This window comes from Kitasatospora sp. NPDC052896, assembly GCF_044547075.1.
In the GTDB taxonomy this organism is placed as follows: Bacteria; Actinomycetota; Actinomycetes; order Streptomycetales; family Streptomycetaceae; genus Kitasatospora.
The window spans coordinates 103,651-120,551 of sequence record NZ_JBITZU010000021.1; the positions used below are offsets into that span (position 1 = coordinate 103,651).

10 protein-coding genes are annotated in these 16,901 nt (G+C 72.9%); 1 reads left to right on the forward strand and 9 read right to left on the reverse strand.

Annotation, left to right across the window (positions count from 1 at the left end; all coding sequences use genetic code 11):
* Nucleotides 1–109 precede the first annotated feature (109 nt).
* A complete protein-coding gene (locus tag ACIGXM_RS29455; RefSeq protein ID WP_396566128.1) occupies nucleotides 110–4,732 on the forward strand; it encodes an ATP-dependent helicase in 4,623 nt (1,540 codons plus the stop codon).
* Here ACIGXM_RS29455 and ACIGXM_RS29460 read toward each other — a convergent pair.
* The 9 genes from ACIGXM_RS29460 to ACIGXM_RS29500 form a co-directional block, all read right to left on the reverse strand.
* Complete coding sequence (locus tag ACIGXM_RS29460) at nucleotides 4,661–5,002, reverse strand: hypothetical protein (RefSeq protein ID WP_396566130.1); 342 nt, start codon at nucleotides 5,000–5,002, stop codon at nucleotides 4,661–4,663. The genes ACIGXM_RS29455 and ACIGXM_RS29460 overlap by 72 nt on opposite strands.
* Before the next feature lie 39 nt (nucleotides 5,003–5,041).
* Entirely contained in the window at nucleotides 5,042–5,410 is a 369-nt protein-coding gene (locus ACIGXM_RS29465; protein ID WP_396566132.1) for a helix-turn-helix domain-containing protein, read from the reverse strand.
* Between the two features lie 262 nt (nucleotides 5,411–5,672).
* Nucleotides 5,673–6,185: a CinA family protein gene (locus tag ACIGXM_RS29470; protein ID WP_396566133.1), complete on the reverse strand. Its 513-nt coding sequence runs from the start codon at nucleotides 6,183–6,185 to the stop codon at nucleotides 5,673–5,675.
* Nucleotides 6,182–6,820, reverse strand: coding sequence for a CDP-diacylglycerol--glycerol-3-phosphate 3-phosphatidyltransferase (pgsA, locus tag ACIGXM_RS29475; protein WP_396566135.1), 639 nt, complete (start codon nucleotides 6,818–6,820; stop codon nucleotides 6,182–6,184). Before pgsA ends, ACIGXM_RS29470 begins: the two co-directional genes overlap by 4 nt.
* Nucleotides 6,817–8,277 carry a 30S ribosomal protein S12 methylthiotransferase RimO gene (gene rimO / locus ACIGXM_RS29480; RefSeq protein ID WP_396566137.1) on the reverse strand — a complete coding sequence of 487 codons (1,461 nt, stop codon included), beginning with the start codon at nucleotides 8,275–8,277 and terminating at the stop codon, nucleotides 6,817–6,819. Before rimO ends, pgsA begins: the two co-directional genes overlap by 4 nt.
* A gap of 79 nt (nucleotides 8,278–8,356) precedes the next feature.
* Nucleotides 8,357–9,235, reverse strand: coding sequence for a helix-turn-helix domain-containing protein (locus ACIGXM_RS29485; RefSeq protein ID WP_396566139.1), 879 nt, complete (start codon nucleotides 9,233–9,235; stop codon nucleotides 8,357–8,359).
* A 156-nt stretch (nucleotides 9,236–9,391) separates the two neighbouring features.
* A complete protein-coding gene (locus tag ACIGXM_RS29490) occupies nucleotides 9,392–12,124 on the reverse strand; it encodes a DNA translocase FtsK (protein WP_396566141.1) in 2,733 nt (910 codons plus the stop codon).
* A gap of 134 nt (nucleotides 12,125–12,258) precedes the next feature.
* Nucleotides 12,259–12,903: a response regulator gene (locus tag ACIGXM_RS29495; RefSeq protein WP_396566143.1), complete on the reverse strand. Its 645-nt coding sequence runs from the start codon at nucleotides 12,901–12,903 to the stop codon at nucleotides 12,259–12,261.
* Between the two features lie 261 nt (nucleotides 12,904–13,164).
* On the reverse strand, nucleotides 13,165–16,901 hold a 3,737-nt coding region (locus ACIGXM_RS29500; protein WP_396566145.1), incomplete at its 5' end, for a HAMP domain-containing protein.

A 16,901-nucleotide genomic window follows, 5' to 3' on the forward strand; every position in this document is an offset into this window, starting at 1 on the left:
GCGAAATGTCGCATTTGCTCAGTTATCCGAAGTCGCGCCCCTCCATCCGGCCGCACCGCCCGCGGCCCGGTCGCCCGGCCCTGTCAGTGCCACCGGGCACCATGGGGCCATGACGGACGAGCAGCCCCCGCCCGACCCGCTGGCCGGTTTCGCCCCCGCCACCCGGGCCTGGTTCGAGGCCGCCTTCGACGGGCCCACCCCCGCCCAGGCCGGCGCCTGGGCCGCGATCGGCCAACAGGCGGACGTCCTGGTGGTCGCCCCCACCGGCTCCGGCAAGACCCTGGCGGCCTTCCTCTCCGCGCTCGACCGGCTCAGCAGCACACCCCCGCCGGCCGACCCCCGCCGGCGCTGTCGGGTGCTCTACGTCTCACCGCTGAAAGCCCTGGCGGTCGACGTCGAGCGCAACCTGCGCGCCCCGCTGGCCGGGCTCCGGCAGGCCGCCGTCCGGCTCGGCCTTCCCGAGCCCGAGGTCCAGGTGGCGATCCGCTCCGGGGACACCCCCGCGGCCGACCGCCGCCGCTTCCAGAGCCACCCGCCGGACATCCTGATCACCACCCCCGAGTCGCTCTTCCTGCTGCTCACCTCGGCCTCCCGGGAGGCGCTGCGCGGCGTCGACACGGTGATCCTGGACGAGGTGCACGCCGTCGCCGGCACCAAGCGCGGCGCCCACCTGGCGCTCAGCCTGGAGCGGCTGGACCAGCTGCTGGACCGCCCGGCCCGGCGGATCGGCCTGTCCGCCACGGTCCGCCCGGTGCAGGAGGTGGCCCGCTTCCTCAGCCCGCTGCGCGGCGCCACCGTGGTCCAGCCCCCCTCCGCCAAGCGGTTCGACCTCTCCGTGGTCGTCCCGGTCGCCGACCTGGCCGAGCTGGCCCCGGCCCCGGTGGCCGACGACCCGGCTCGGCACGCCTCGATCTGGCCGCACGTCGAGGAGCGGATCGTCGACCTGGTCCAGGCCCACCGCTCGACCATCGTGTTCGCCAACTCGCGCCGGCTGGCCGAGCGGCTGTGCAACCGGCTGAACGAGATCGCACTGGAACGGGACGGACGGCCCGCACCCGAGGCGCACGCCCCGGCACAGCTGATGGGCGGCTCGGGCGCCGCCAAGGGCGCGCCACCGGTGCTCGCCCGGGCCCACCACGGCTCGGTCTCCAAGGAGCAGCGCGCCCAGGTGGAGGAGGACCTCAAGGCCGGCCGGCTGCCCGCCGTGGTCGCCACCTCCAGCCTGGAGCTGGGCATCGACATGGGCGCGGTCGACCTGGTGGTGCAGGTCGAGTCGCCGCCCTCGGTGGCCTCCGGGCTGCAGCGGGTCGGCCGGGCCGGGCACCAGGTCGGCGCGGTCTCCACCGGTGTGGTCTTCCCCAAGTTCCGCGGCGACCTGGTGCAGTCCGCGGTGGTGACCGAGCGGATGCGGGCGGGGCGGATCGAGGCGCTGCGGATCCCGCGCAACCCGCTGGACGTGCTCGCCCAGCAGCTGGTCGCGATCACCGCCCTCGACTCCTGGGACGTCGAGGAGCTGCTCGCCCTGGTCCGCCGGGCCGCGCCGTTCGCCGGCCTGCCGCGGTCCGCCTTCGACTCGGTGCTCGACATGCTGGCCGGCCGCTACCCCTCGGACGCCTTCGCCGAGCTGCGCCCGCGGCTGGTCTGGGACCGCGTCGCGGGCACCGTCACCGGGCGCCCCGGCGCCCAGCGGCTGGCCGTCACCTCCGGCGGGACGATCCCCGACCGCGGTCTGTTCGGTGTCTTCATCGTCGGCGCGGACCCGAAGAAGGGCGGCGGCCGGGTCGGCGAGCTGGACGAGGAGATGGTCTACGAGTCCCGGGTCGGCGACGTCTTCACCCTGGGCACCAGCTCCTGGCGGATCCAGGAGATCACCCACGACCGGGTCATGGTCACCCCGGCCCCGGGCGTGCCGGGCCGGTTGCCGTTCTGGAAGGGCGACGCGCTCGGCCGGCCGCTGGAGCTGGGCCGGGCGCTCGGCGCCTTCGTCCGCGAGCTGGGTGGCCTGCCCGAGCCGCAGGCGCACGCCCGGCTGCTCGCCGCCGGGCTCGACGACTGGGCGGCCGGTAACCTGCTCGGCTACCTGAACGAGCAGCGCCAGGCCGCCGGCCACCTGCCGGACGACCGGACGATCGTGGTCGAGCGCTTCCGCGACGAGCTGGGCGACTGGCGGATCGTCATCCACTCCCCGTTCGGCGCCCAGGTGCACGCCCCATGGGCGCTGGCCCTCGGCGCCCGGCTGCGCGAGCGGCACGGCCTGGACCCGCAGGTGATGCACGGCGACGACGGCATCGTGCTGCGACTCCCGGACGTCGATCTGCTCGACTTCCCGAGCGACGCGACCACCGCCGCCCCCGACGAGGCACCCGTCGGTGCCGACGCCGTGCTCTTCGACCCCACCGGGATCGAGCAGCTGGTCACCGACCAGGTCGGCGGCTCCGCGCTGTTCGCCGCCCGGTTCCGCGAGTGCGCGGGCCGGGCCCTGCTGCTGCCCCGGCGCAGCCCCGGCCGGCGGACCCCGCTCTGGCAGCAGCGCCAGCGCGCCGCCCAGCTCCTGGAGGTCGCCTCCGAGTTCGGTTCCTTCCCGATCGTGCTGGAGGCCGTCCGGGAGTGCCTGCAGGACGTCTTCGACGTCCCCGGCCTGGTCGAGCTGATGCGCGACCTCGAATCGCGCGCCATCCGCCTGATCGAGGTCACCACCCCCGAGCCCTCCCCCTTCGCCCGCTCGCTGCTCTTCGGCTACGTCGCCCAGTACCTCTACGAGGGCGACTCCCCGCTCGCCGAGCGCCGGGCCGCCGCCCTGGCGCTGGACTCCCGGCTGCTCGGCGAGCTGCTCGGCCAGGCCGAACTGCGCGAGCTGATCGACCCGGCGATCTTGGCCGAGCTGGAGGCCGAGCTCCAGCGGCTCACCCCGGACCGCCGGATCAAGGACACCGAGGGCCTGGCCGACGCGCTGCGGCTGCTCGGCCCGCTCTCCACCGAGGAGCTGGCGACCCGCGGCGCGGACCCGGACTGGGCCGCCGAACTCCAGGCCGCCCGCCGGGCCATCTCGGTCCGGATCGCGGGCGAGCAGCGCTGGGCCGCGATCGAGGACGCCGGCCGGCTCGGCGACGCGCTCGGCACCCCGCTGCCGGTCGGCATCCCCGAGGCCTTCACCGAGCCGGTCCGCGACCCACTGGGCGACCTGCTGGCCCGGCACGCCCGCACCCACGGCCCGTTCACCGCGCACCAGGCCGCCGCCCGGTTCGGCCTCGGCGCCGCCGTGGTCGCCGGCGCGCTGCACCGGCTGACCGCCACCGGGCGGCTGGTCCAGGGCGAGTTCCGCCCGGTCGAGGCGGGCGGCGGCGGCGAGACCGAGTGGTGCGACGCCGAGGTGCTGCGCCGGCTGCGCCGCCGCTCGCTGGCCGCCCTCCGGCAGGAGGTCGAGGCGGTGCCGCCGCGCGCGCTGGCCGCCTTCCTCCCCCAGTGGCAGCACCTGGGCGGCCACCGGCTGCGCGGCGTGGACGGCCTGCTCCGGGTGGTCGAACAGCTCCAGGGCGCCGCCCTGCCCGCCTCGGCGCTGGAGCGGCTGATCCTGCCCGCCCGGCTGACCGACTACCGGCCCGAGCTGCTGGACGAGCTGATGGCCTCCGGCGAGGTGGGCTGGTCCGGCGCCGGCGCGCTGCCCGGCAAGGACGGCTGGCTCAGCCTGCACCTGGCCGACGCCGCCCGTCTGCTGCGCCCCGACCCTCTCCCGCTGACCCGGACCCCGCTGCACGAGGCGCTGCTGGACGCCCTCTCCAGCGGCTACGGCCTCTACCTGCGCCAGCTGGCCGAGCGGGTGCCGGACACCCCGCCGGCCGAGCTGGCCGCCGCGCTCTGGGATCTGGTCTGGGCCGGCTACGTCAGCAACGACACGCTGGCCCCGCTGCGCGCCCTGCTCGGCTCGGGCCGGACGGCGGGCGCCACCGCCCACCGCGCGCCGCGGGCCGTGCCACGCGGCCGCTACGGACTGCTGGGCCGTTCCCCGGCCCGGCCGGCCGACCCGACACTGGCCGGCCGCTGGTCGCTGCTGGCCGAGCCGACCGCCGACCCGACCGTCCGGGCCGCCGCCCAGGCCCAGGTGCTGCTGGACCGGCACGGCGTGCTCACCCGTGGCGCGGTCCAGGCCGAGCGGCTGCCCGGCGGCTTCGCCGGCGTCTACCGGGTGCTGTCGGCCCTCGAGGAGCGCGGCCGGGCCCGCCGGGGCTACCTGGTGGAGGGGCTGGGCGGCGCGCAGTTCGCGCTGGACGGCGCCGCGGACCGGCTGCGCTCGGTCAACGGCCGGTTGGAGCGCGCCGCCGGCCCGGAGTGGACGGGCTCACCGGCGGGGGGCCGCGAGCCGGAGGTCCAGGTGCTGGCCGCCGCCGACCCGGCCAACGCCTACGGCGCCGCGCTGCCCTGGCCCGAGCCGCCGGGCGAGCAGGCGACGGCCCACCGCCCGGGCCGCAAGGCCGGCGCGCTGGTGGTCCTGGTCGATGGGGCGCTGACGCTCTACGTGGAGCGCGGCGGCAGGTCGCTGCTGTCCTGGGCCGAGCGGCCCGAGGTGCTGGCCGGGGCGGCGCAGGGACTGGCCGGGGCGGTCCGGCAGGGGCTGCTGAGCAGCGTGACGGTCGAACGGGCGAACGGCGAGCCGGCGCTCACCTCAGTGCTGGGCGCCGTCCTGGAGCAGGCCGGTTTCCACCCCACCACTCGCGGACTGCGGATGCGGAGCTAGCCCCACCTGGGGCGCCCGGCGCTGCGGCCCGCTGAGCCGGTGGTCACTGTGTATCGGGAGCACGCCGAGCCCCCAGCCGGCGAGCGTCAGCAGCCCGAGCACGGTGGCGGTGCCGCCGGCCGGCAGGCCGCCGCCCAGCACCAACCACCAGCACAACCCGCTCAGCAGGGTGGTCACCACCCACTGACGCGGGGTACGCGCGGCGAACGGTCGGCCTCGGCCACCCGGGCCTATTCGGCCCGAGGGCCCGCCGTCGACGGAGCGGCGCATCCGCGCCTCCTTCTCTCGACCCCCCACTGCAGGGCGAGGTCAGGCAGCGACCACGTCCACGGCCGCGGCCTTCGGAGTGATCGAGCTCATGCGGTCGCCCGGGGCCGGCAGCGGTACGGGCTCCAGCACCGGACGCAGCAGGTCGCCCTCGGAGAGCGAGGCCATCGCCGCGAGCTCGGCCAGCGACAGCTCGTCGCTCACCTCGCGCATGACCTCGGACATCCGGACGTCCAGTGCGTCGCAGATCGCGGAGAGCAGTTCGGAGGAGGCCTCCTTCTGCCCGCGCTCGACCTCGGAGAGATAGCCGAGCGAAACTCGTGCGGCGGCCGACACCTCGCGCAGTGTGCGGCCCTGGCGCTGGCGCTGCCGACGCAGCACGTCACCCAAGAGGCGACGGAGCAGGATCATCGGTGGCTCCCTCCTCGGACTGCGGATCGAGATGTCACGACCCCACCGTACCGCCTTGCCCGCTTCGTGTGCGGGGACCGTGGTCGTGTTCACTCTGGGCTGCAAGCGATCCCCTTCCCCTGTTCTTCCCGCCCCTGCCCCGGGCACGCCCCGGTCGGAGCGCGTGGGACGCGGCGTGCCCGAACCCCCCGACGACGACGATCGGCCCGTCGGCTGCGTGGTTCTCACCCCGTCCCCCCGATTCTCCCTGTTCGGCAAAGCTTCAGCGCGGTGTGGTGGCTTCCGCCGCCTCGATCTCGACCAGCGACCGGGCCAGGAAGAACTCCAGCGCCCCGGTCACCGCCATCTGACGGATTGTGGCACGGTCACCGGACAGCCGGGGCGATCTCGCCGCACTTCCGCTCGGACCGGCGAATCCAAGGTGTACCGTGCCGGCCGGCTTCCCGTCCTGCGGTCCGGGTCCGGCCACCCCGGTTGTGGCAAGTCCGAAGGTGGAGCCGAACAGGGTGCGAACCCCCTCGGCCATCTGTCGGGCCACCAGCGGGTGGATCGGCCCGTGCACCGCGAGCAGGCCCTCGTCCACGCCGAGCAGCGAGGCCTTGAGGTCGGTGGCGTAGGCGGTGATCGAACCCCGGAAGGTCTCCGAGGCCCCCGGCACCTCCACCAGCTGGGACGCCAGCATGCCCCCGGTCAGCGACTCGGCGACCGCCAGGGTCGCACCCGCCCCGCGGAGTTCCGCGTGCACCTGTTCGGCGAGGCTGTAGTAGTCGGTCATCCGCTCTCCTTGGCCTTCGCCAGCCCTTCCCGGCGCAGCCGGACGGCCTGGCGCACGTAGTCGGCGCCGGTGCCGACGGTCAGGACCACCGCCAGCCCGATCAGCACCGCGCGCCCGGTGGCCAGCCAACCGGTCAGCGGAAGCACGTACATGCCGACCGCGATCCCCTGGGTCAGGGTCTTGAGCTTGCCGCCCCGGCTGGCCGGGATCACGCTGTAGCGGATCACCCAGAACCGCATCAGGGTGATACCCAGTTCTCGCGCCAGGATCACCGCGGTGACCCACCAGGGCAGGTCCCCCAGGGCGGAGAGCCCGATCAGTGCCGCACCCATGATCGCCTTGTCCGCGATCGGGTCGGCGATCTTGCCGAAGTCGGTCACCAACCCCTTGCGACGGGCGATCTCGCCGTCGAACAGGTCGGTGATCATGGCGATCGCGAAAGCCGCCCAGGCCACCGCGCGCCACTTGGGGTTGTGCCCGCCGTCGGCGAGGAGCAGCAGGGTGAAGACCGGCACCAGGGCCAGCCGGAGCATCGTCAGCAGGTTGGCGAGGTTCCACAGCGACGGCTCCGACCGCTGCGCAGCCCCGCTCCGGGCCGGGCGGGCCGCTGCCGGGCTGCCCGGCCCGCCGGTCATGCCGCGGCCGCCTGTCGGCAGAGCTCGATCGCCTCGGCGACCAGGTCGACGCCCTCCGAGGCCACCACGCGGGCCCGGTAGAACTGGCCGACCTCGGCGCCGGACGCCCCGGTCAGCGTGGTCAGGCCGTCCGTCTCGGGAGCCTGGTGGGCCGCCCGGCCCTCCACCAGGTCGCCCTCGACCGACTCGACCAGCACCTCGATCTCGGTGCCGATCCGCTGCTCAGCGCGCTGGGCGGTGAGCTCCTCGGCCAGCTTCGACAGCCGGGCGAGCCGGTCGGCCACCACGTCCTCGGGCAGCTTGCCGTCGTAGCCGGCCGCCTCGGTGCCGTCCTCGTCGGAGTAGCCGAAGACACCGATCGCGTCCAGGCCGGCGTGCGTGACGAAGCGTTCCAGCTCGGCGAAGTCCTCCTCGGTCTCGCCGGGGAACCCGACGATGAAGTTGGAGCGGGCGCCGGCCTGCGGGGCCTTGTCCCGGATGGTCTTCAGCAGCTCCAGGAACTGGTCGGTGCTGCCGAACCTGCGCATCCGGCGCAGTACGGCCGGCGCCGAGTGCTGGAAGGAGAGGTCGAAGTAGGGCACCACGTCGGCGGTACCGGTCATCGCGTCGATCAGGCCGGGCCGCATCTCGGCGGGCTGCAGGTAGCTGACCCGCACCCGCTCGACGCCGGGCAGCCCGGCGATCTCGCCGAGCAGCGTCTCCAGCAGCCGGATGTCGCCCAGGTCCTTGCCGTACGAGGTGTTGTTCTCGCTGACCAGGACGATCTCGCGGACGCCCTGGCCGGCCAGCCACTGCGCCTCCTGCAGCACGTCCGAGGGCCGGCGGGAGATGAACGAGCCGCGGAAGGCCGGGATCGCGCAGAACGAGCAGCGGCGGTCGCAGCCGGAGGCCAGCTTGACCGAGGCCACCGGGCTGTCGTCCAGCCGCTTGCGCAGGGTGCGCGGTCCGGAGGCGGGGGCCAGCCCCTCGGGCAGGTCCGCCGGGCTCCCGTGTCCGGGCAGCGCGACCTCGGTGGCCGCGGCCTGCCGCTCGACCGGGGTCAGCGGGAGCAGCTTGCGGCGGTCCCGCGGCAGGTGGGCGGCGTGGTGGCCGCCGGAGAGGATGGTCTGCAGGCGGTCGCTGATGTTCGCGTAGTCGTCGAAGCCGAGCACCCCGTCGGCCTCGGGCAGCGCGTCGGCCAGCTCCTTGCCGTACCGCTCGGCCATGCAGCCGACCGCGACCACGGCCTGGGTGCGGCCGTGACCCTTGAGGTCGTTGGCCTCCAGCAGCGCGTCCACCGAGTCCTTCTTGGCGGCCTCGACGAAGCCGCAGGTGTTGACGACGGCGACATCGGCCTCGGCGGCATCGTCGACCAGTTGCCAGCCATCGGCCTCCAGTCGCCCGGCGAGTTCCTCGGAGTCCACCTCGTTGCGGGCGCATCCGAGCGTGACAAGGGCGACAGTACGGCGTTCAGGCATAGGGCCAAGATTAACGCGCGGCCCACGGTGTCGTTTCCCCCGGAGGCCGCACGTCCGGGATTCGCCGGTCCGCGGGGTCTCAGCCGGCCTGCGGGTCGCCCGGGGTGTAGGTCAGGTGGGCCACCTCGCCGTCCTTGCCGGCGGCGCCGAGGTCCTTGCCGTTGACGTACAGGTGTACGGCCGAGGCGTTGCCGATCACCAGCTTGATCTGCTTGGGATCGGTGAAGGTCTGGTCCTTGCCCTCGTCCAGGTTGTTCTGGAAGAGCGAGTTCCCGCTGCCGTCCATCGCGGTGACCCAGCTGGTGCCGGTCTCGGCGACCAGCTTGACGGTGACCTTGTCGGCCGGGGCGGCGGCGATCGGGGCCGCGCTGGACGTCGGCGCGGGCGGCTGGTTGCCGGCCGGGGACGCGGCCGGCGCGGAGGCGGCGGCGCTGGGGCTCGGGGCGTTGATCGAGCCGGCGGCGATCCGGTGCGGCTTGCCGGTGAGCAGGTTGAAGCCGATCAGGGCGATCACCGCGAGGATGGCCAGCACCATGGCGATCGTCCAGTTCGGCCGACCACCGTGGTCGGCCCGGATCCGGCGGGCCTCCAGCGCGGCCACCGGGGCGAGCGGGATCGGCTCGTCGGTGTGGGTCGCCTGGTAGCGGGCGATGAGGGCGTCGCCGTCGGTGCCGACCGCCCGGGCGAGCGCCCGCAGGTGCCCACGGACGTAGAAGTCCCCGCCGCAACGGGTGAAGTCGTCCTCCTCGATGGCGTGCACGATCGGCACCCGGACCCGGGTGGCGACGCTCACCTCATCCACCGTGAGGCCCGCGTTCAGCCGGGCGGTGGCCAGGGTGCGGCCGATGCTGGGGCCCTCGTCCCGCGGCCCGGCAGGTTCCTGGGGCTCGACACTGGCGGAGGCACTGGCGGAGGCGGCGGACCGGCGGTTGTCGCGGGGGGAAGAGCCGAGAGTCACTGGGCACGCCTTTCGAGCGGGGGCCAGTTGCTGGAAGAACAGTCTAGGGGGGCAGGTGAATCGTTTCTCAAGCGGAACTCGACCGAACGCGCAACCAAACACGCGGACGGGGTCGGCGACTGCGCCGGATCGCCGACACCCGTTCAGCCCAGCGGGTCACCCCCGGATCGTCGCCAGCACCCCGTCCAGCTCGTCCGGCTTGACCAGGACGTCGCGCGCCTTGGACCCCTCGCTGGGGCCCACGATCCCGCGCGACTCCATCAGGTCCATCAGCCGACCGGCTTTGGCGAAGCCGACCCGCAGCTTGCGCTGCAGCATCGAGGTCGAACCGAACTGGGTGGAGACCACCAGCTCGGCCGCCTGGATCAACAGCTCCAGGTCATCACCGATCTCCTCGTCGATTTCCTTCTTCGGTCCGCCGCCGACCATCACGTCGTCCCGGTAGGCGGCGGCCAGCTGGTCCTTGCAGTGCTGGACCACCGCGGCGATCTCCGCCTCGGTGACGAAGCCGCCCTGCATCCGGACCGGCTTGCTCGCGCCCATCGGCAGGAAGAGCGCGTCGCCCTTGCCGATCAGCTTCTCGGCGCCGGGCTGGTCCAGGATGACCCGGGAGTCCGCCATCGCCGAGGTGGCGAAGGCCAGCCGGGACGGCACGTTGGCCTTGATCAGACCGGTCACCACGTCCACCGAGGGCCGCTGGGTGGCGAGCACCAGGTGGATACCGGCCGCTCGGGCCAGCTGGGTGATCCGGACCACCGAGTCCTCGACGTCCCGGGGCGCGACCATCATCAGGTCCGCCAACTCGTCGACGATCACCAGCAGGTACGGATACGGCGTCAGCTCCCGCTCGCTGCCGAGCGGCGGTGTGACCTTGCCGGCCCGCACCGCGGCGTTGAAGTCGTCCACGTGCCGGAACCCGTACGCCGCGAGGTCGTCGTAGCGCAGGTCCATCTCGCGGACCACCCACTGCAGCGCCTCGGCCGCCTTCTTGGGGTTGGTGATGATCGGCGTGATCAGGTGCGGGATGCCCTCGTAGGCGGTCAGCTCGACCCGCTTGGGGTCGACCAGCACCATCCGGACCTCGTCCGGGGTGGCCCGGACCAGGACGGACGTGATCAGGCAGTTGATGCACGAGGACTTGCCCGCGCCGGTGGCGCCGGCGACCAGGATGTGCGGCATCTTGGCCAGGTTGGCCATCACGGTGTGGCCCTCGACGTCCTTGCCCATGCCGACCAGCATCGGGTGGTCGTCCTCGGCCGCGGCGCGCGAGCGCAGCAGGTCGCCGAGGTTGACCATCTCCCGGTCCCGGTTGGGGATCTCGATGCCGACCGCCGACTTGCCGGGGATCGGGCTGATGATCCGGACGTCCGGGCTGGCCACCGCGTAGGCGATGTTCTTCGCCAGCGCGGTGATCCGCTCGACCTTGACGGCCGGGCCGAGCTCGACCTCGTAGCGGGTGACCGTCGGGCCCCGGGTGAAGCCGGTGACCCGGGCGTCCACCTTGAACTCGGCGAAGGTGCTGGTGAGCTGGGCCACCACGTCGTCGTTGATCTTGCTGCGGGCCTTGGCCGGGCCGCCGCGCTCCAGCAGGTCCAGCGGGGGCAGCGCGTAGCTGACGTCACCGGAGAGCTGGAGCTGCTCCATCCGGGTCGGGGCCGGCGTGGCGTCGGCGGGCGCACCGGCCGCAGCGGTGCGGGCGGGCGGCACGGCCGGCTCCTCCGGCGGCGCCGTCCGGTCCTGCACCTGGTGCATCACGCTGGCCACCGCCGGCGAGGCGGGCACCCCGTAGAGCAGCGCGCCGTCCAGGTCGGCGGCCACTCCGGCGGCCAGGTCGCGGGTCTGGAACGGGTCCTTGACGAACATGTCGGGCACGGCCGGCTCCAGCTCCGGCTCGTCCACCTGCTTGCGGCGGCCACGCCGGCGACGGCGGGCGGCCACCTCGTCCTGCGGGTCCTGCTCGCCGTCGACGGTGTACGGCAGCGCCTCCGGATCGGCGTCCTCCGGCGGGTCGGTGGAGAGTTCACGGTCGCCGGTGCGGTACTCCCCGTCCAGTTCGTCGGCCGGGCTCGGCTCGACCACGCCGAGCCGCTCACCGAGCAGCCGCAGCCGCTCCGGGATCCGGTTCACCGGGGTGGCGGTGACCACCAGCAGGCCGAAGAAGGCCAGCAGCAGGAGCAGCGGGACGGCCAGCGGCGGACCGGCCGCGGCCATCATCGGGGTGGAGACGGCCCAGCCGAGGATGCCGCCGGCCTCCCGGATCCGGGTCGCGCCGCTCTGCATGCCGGGTGCGCCGCAGCCGATGTGGACCAGGCCCAGGATGCCGATCACCAGCGTGCTCAGCCCGATGACGATCCGTCCGTTCGCCTCCGGCAGCTCGGGGTGACGCAGCAACCGCACCGCGATGCCGAGCAGCAGCAGCGGGACCAGCACGTCCAGCCGGCCGAACAGCCCGGCGACCACGCTGGTGGCGACCGAGCCCAGCCAGCCCTGCGGGCTGAACCACGTCCCCGCCGCGGTGACCAGCGCCAGCCCCAGCAGCAGCAGACCCAGCCCGTCCTTGCGGTGGGACGGGTGCAGGCCCTTGGCGCCGTCGCCCACGCCGCGGAAGAGCGCGCCCACGCTGTGCGCCATGCCCAGCCAGCAGGCCCGCACCGCGCGGAACAGGAACGGCTGCCGCGCGGACACCCGGCTCGCGGCCGGCGCGGTGGCGGGCCGGCGGCCGGTCGGCTTGGGCGCGGCGGCCTTCGCCGGGGTCTGGGCCGGGGCCTTGCCCGCGGCCGACTTCTTCGCCGGCGCCTTCCTGGACGTGGTCTTCTTCGCCGGGGCGGCCTTCTTCGCCGGTCCCGGGCTCGGGGTGCGTGCCGCGCTTCCGGGCGTACGTGTGGCCATGGGACCAGAGCCTACCGGCGGTCCGGACCGCTGGACATGTGACCGACCGCCGTGCCCCTCGCGTGTCGCCACGCCGGCCGACACACCGTCACCGGGGTGCGGATTCACCCCGGCGGCTCAGCCGTGACGCCGGCTCAGGCCGGGTCGGCCCCCGGCCGCAGGGCCTCCAGCGCGGCCCGCAGCCCGGCCAGCTTGCGCTCCAGGTGGGCGGCGGTGGCCGCGGCGCCGGCCTCCGGCGACTCGTCCAGCTGCTTGCTGAGCGCCTCGGCCTGTTCCTCCACCGAGGCCAGCCGGGCGGACAGCTCGGCGAGCAGCGGCTCGGCCGACTCCTTGCCCTGCCGGTCGTCCTCCAGCTGCAGCCGCAACAGCGCGGCCTGCTCCTTGAGCTGGCAGTTCTTCATGTAGAGGTCGACGAAGACGGAGACCTTGGCGCGCAGCACCCAGGGGTCGAAGGGCTTGGAGATGTAGTCCACGGCGCCCGCCGCGTAACCGCGGAAGGTGTGGTGCGGGCCGTGGTTGATCGCGGTCAGGAAGATGATCGGGATGTCCCGGGTGCGCTCGCGGCGCTTGATGTGGGCGGCCGTCTCGAAGCCGTCCATGCCGGGCATCTGTACGTCCAGCAGGATCACCGCGAAGTCGTCGGTGAGCAGCGCCTTGAGCGCCTCCTCGCCCGAGACGGCGCGGACCAGCGTCTGGTCGAGCGCGGAGAGGATGGCCTCCAGAGCCAGGAGGTTCTCCGGCCGGTCGTCGACCAGGAGGATCTTCGCTTTCTGCACCACGACCCGCCCTCCTGCCGAATAGCCCGCCTGTTTTCCGAGCGACGGCACCCGTGTACCACCCACCACCGACCCGGTCATGCTAGCCGCACCCCCTTGCCCAGCCCTATCGGATGGTCACAACAGACGCATTTGGTATCTGCCGCACCAGAGGCCGCGGCACCGGCCTGCACACCGTCGCCACCCGGTTACTGTTCGCAACGATGAGTGACCCTAGCGGGTTCCCGGTGCGGCCCGCCAGTAAACGCCGTTCCCCGGCCGCCGCTAACGCGCCCCCAGCCACTGCCGCATCACCCCCAGCAGATGGTCGGTGTCGACCGGCTTGGTGACGTGGTCCGAGGCGCCCGCCTCGATGCTCTTCTCCCGGTCGCCCTTCATCGCCTTGGCGGTCAGCGCGATGATCGGCAGTCCGGCGAACTGCGGCATCCGGCGGATCGCCTCGGTGGTCGCGTAGCCGTCCATCTCCGGCATCATGATGTCCATCAGCACCAGCGCGACGTCCTCGTGCTGCTCCAGCACCTCGATGCCCTCGCGCCCGTTCTCCGCGTACAGCACGGTCAGCCCGTACTGCTCCAGCACGCTGGTGAGCGCGAAGACGTTGCGGATGTCGTCGTCGACGATCAGCACCTGCTCGCCGTCGAAGCGCCCGTCGAAGGCCGGCCCCGCACCGGCCCGCGGCGCCGGGCTCTCCTCGGAGCGAGCCGGCGGCACCGGCTCGGCGGCGGCCGCCCGACGCCGCTCGGCCGCGTCCCGACGGCGCTCCTGGGCCAGCTCACGGACCTCCTTGGCCCAGTGGTCGGCCGGGTTCTCCCCGACCGGCACCGGCAGACCGGTCGGCGTCACCCCGACCGCGGCGCGCAGCGTCCCGGGCCGGCCCGCCGGCAGCCCGGCCGGCGTGCCACCGCGCTCCAGCGAGATGCCCGGGGGCTCGCTGCGCAGCGGCAGGTAGAGCGTGAAGGTGCTGCCCTTGCCCAGTTCGCTCTCTGCGTGGATCTCGCCGCCGAGCAGCCGGGCGATCTCCCGGCTGATCGACAGGCCGAGGCCGGTCCCGCCGTACTTGCGGCTGGTGCCGCCGTCCGCCTGCTTGAAGGCCTCGAAGATCTCCCGGAGCTTGTTGCCGGGGATCCCGATCCCGGTGTCGGTCACCGAGAAGGCGACCAACCGGGCATCCGGGTCGTTGATCTGGCCGGACTCCAGCAACTGCTCGCGGACGTGCTGCGGGACGTCCGGCCCGGCCGGCTCGATGACCAGTCGGACGGCGCCGCTGTCGGTGAACTTGACCGCGTTGGAGAGCAGGTTGCGCAGCACCTGCTGGAGCCGCTGCTCGTCGGTGTGCAGGGTGACCGGCAACGCGGGCGAGACGGTGACCGTGAAGTCCAGCCCCTTGTCGGCGGTCAACGGGCGGAACGCCGCCTCCACGTAGTCGGTCAGCTGGACCAGCGCGATCTTCGCCGGGCGGACGTCCATCTTGCCCGCCTCGACCTTGGACAGGTCCAGGATGTCGTTGATCAACTGGAGCAGGTCGGAGCCGGCGCCGTGGATGGTGTCGGCGAACTCGACCTGCTTCGGCGAGAGGTTGCCCTCGTTGTTGTCGGAGAGCAGCTTGGCGAGGATCAACAGCGAGTTGAGCGGGGTGCGCAGCTCGTGCGACATGTTGGCGAGGAACTCGCTCTTGTAGCGGGAGGCGAGGGCGAGCTGCTCGGCGCGCTCCTCCAGGACCTTGCGGGCCTCCTCGATCTCGCTGTTCTTGATCTCGATGTCACGGTTCTGCTGGGCGAGTTGCTCGGCCTTCTCCTGCAACTCCTCGTTGGTGCGTTCCAGCTCCTCCTGCCGGGCCTCCAACTCGGCCGAACGCATGGAGAGTTCGGCGGTGAGCCGCTGGGACTCCAGGAGCAGGCCCTCGGTCTTGGTGTTGACGCTGATGGTGTTGACGGTGACGCCGATCAGGTCGGCGATCTGGTTGAGGAAGTCCATCACCACGGTGGTGAAGGAGCTGAAGGTGGCCAGCTCGATCACCCCGAGCAGCCGGCCCTCGAACAGCACCGGCATCACCACCACGTGCGCCGGCGCGGCCTCGCCCAGGCCGGAGGCGATCCGCAGGTAGCCGGGCGGGGTCTCGGTCAGGCTGATCGGTCGCTTCTCCACCGCGGCCTGGCCGACCAGCGACTCGCCGGGGCGGAACGTGGTCGGCATCGAGCGCCGCTGGTAGCCGTAACTGCCGATCAGGCGCAGCACGGTGTCGCTCTCGTCGTCGTCCTCGGTGATCATCTCGGCGGTCCGGCCGGCCGGTTGGGCCAGGAAGAACGCGCCGTGCTGGGCGGAGACCACCGGGGTCAGCTCGGTCATGATCAGTGAGGCGACCGCCTCCAGGTCGCGGCGGCCCTGCAACAGGCCGGAGAACCGGGCCATGTTGGTCTTGAGCCAGTCCTGCTCCTGGTTGGTGCGGGTGGTCTCGCGCAGGTTGGCGATCATCTGGTTGATGTTGTCCTTGAGCTCGTCGAGCTCGCCGGACGCGTCCACGTCGATCCGCAGCGACAGGTCGCCGCGGGTCACCGCGGTGGCCACCTGGGCGATCGCGCGGACCTGCCGGGTGAGGTTGTTGGCCAGCTCGTTCACCGACTCGGTGAGGTCCTGCCAGGTGCCGTCCACGCCCGGCACCCGGGCCTGACCGCCCAGTCGGCCGTCGGTGCCGACCTCACGGGCCACCCGGGTCACCTCGTCGGCGAACGCGCTCAGCTGGTCCACCATCGTGTTGATGCTGGTCTTGAGCTCCAGGATCTCGCCGCGCGCGTCGACGTCGATCTTCTGTGACAGGTCGCCGCGGGCCACCGCCGTGATCACCAGGGCGATGTTGCGGACCTGGCCGGTCAGGTTGCTGGCCATCTGGTTGACGTTGTCGGTCAGGTCCTTCCAGATGCCGGCCACGCCGGGGACCTCGGCCTGGCCGCCCAGGATGCCGTCGGTGCCGACCTCACGGGCCACCCGGGTCACCTGGACGGCGAAGGCGCTCAGCTGGTCCACCATCGTGTTGAGCGTGCCGGCCAGCGCCGCCACCTCGCCCTGCGCCTCGATGGTGATCTTCTTCGAGAGGTCACCGCGGGCCACCGCGGAGGCCACCTCGGCGATGTTGCGGACCTGGCTGGTCAGGTTGGACGCCATGAAGTTGACGTTGTCGGTGAGGTCCTTCCAGATCCCCGAGACCCCGCGCACCCTGGCCTGACCACCGAGGATGCCCTCGGTGCCGACCTCCCGGGCCACCCGGGTCACCTCGTCGGCGAACGCGCTCAGCTGGTCCACCATCGTGTTGACGGTGGTCACCAGCTCCAGGATCTCGCCCCGGGCATCGACGGTGATCTTCTTGGAGACGTCCCCGAGCGCCACCGCCGTGGTCACCTCGGCGATGTTGCGCACCTGGCTGGTGAGGTTGTTGGCCATCAGGTTGACGCTGTTGGTGAGGTCCTTCCAGGTGCCGGAGACCCCGGGGACGCTGGCCTGGCCGCCCAGGATGCCCTCGGTACCGACGTCCCGGGCCACCCTGGTCACCTCGTCCGCGAAGGCGGAGAGCTGGTCGACCATGGTGTTGATGGTGTTCTTCAACTCCAGGATCTCGCCCCGGGCGTCCACCTGGATCTTCTGCGAGAGGTCGCCGCGGGCCACCGCCGTGGTCACCTGCGCGATGTTCCGCACCTGATCGGTCAGATTGTTGGCCATGAAGTTCACCGAGTCGGTGAGATCACGCCACACCCCCGCCACACCCGGCACCTGCGCCTGACCACCCAGCCGCCCCTCGGTCCCCACGTCCCGCGCCACCCGGGTCACCTGCGCGGCGAAGGCGGAGAGCTGGTCGACCATGGTGTTGATGGTGTTCTTCAACTCCAGGATCTCGCCCCGGGCGTCCACCTCGATCTTCTGCGAGAGGTCGCCGCGGGCCACCGCCGTGGTCACCTGCGCGATGTTCCGCACCTGATCGGTCAGATTGTTGGCCATGAAGTTCACCGAGT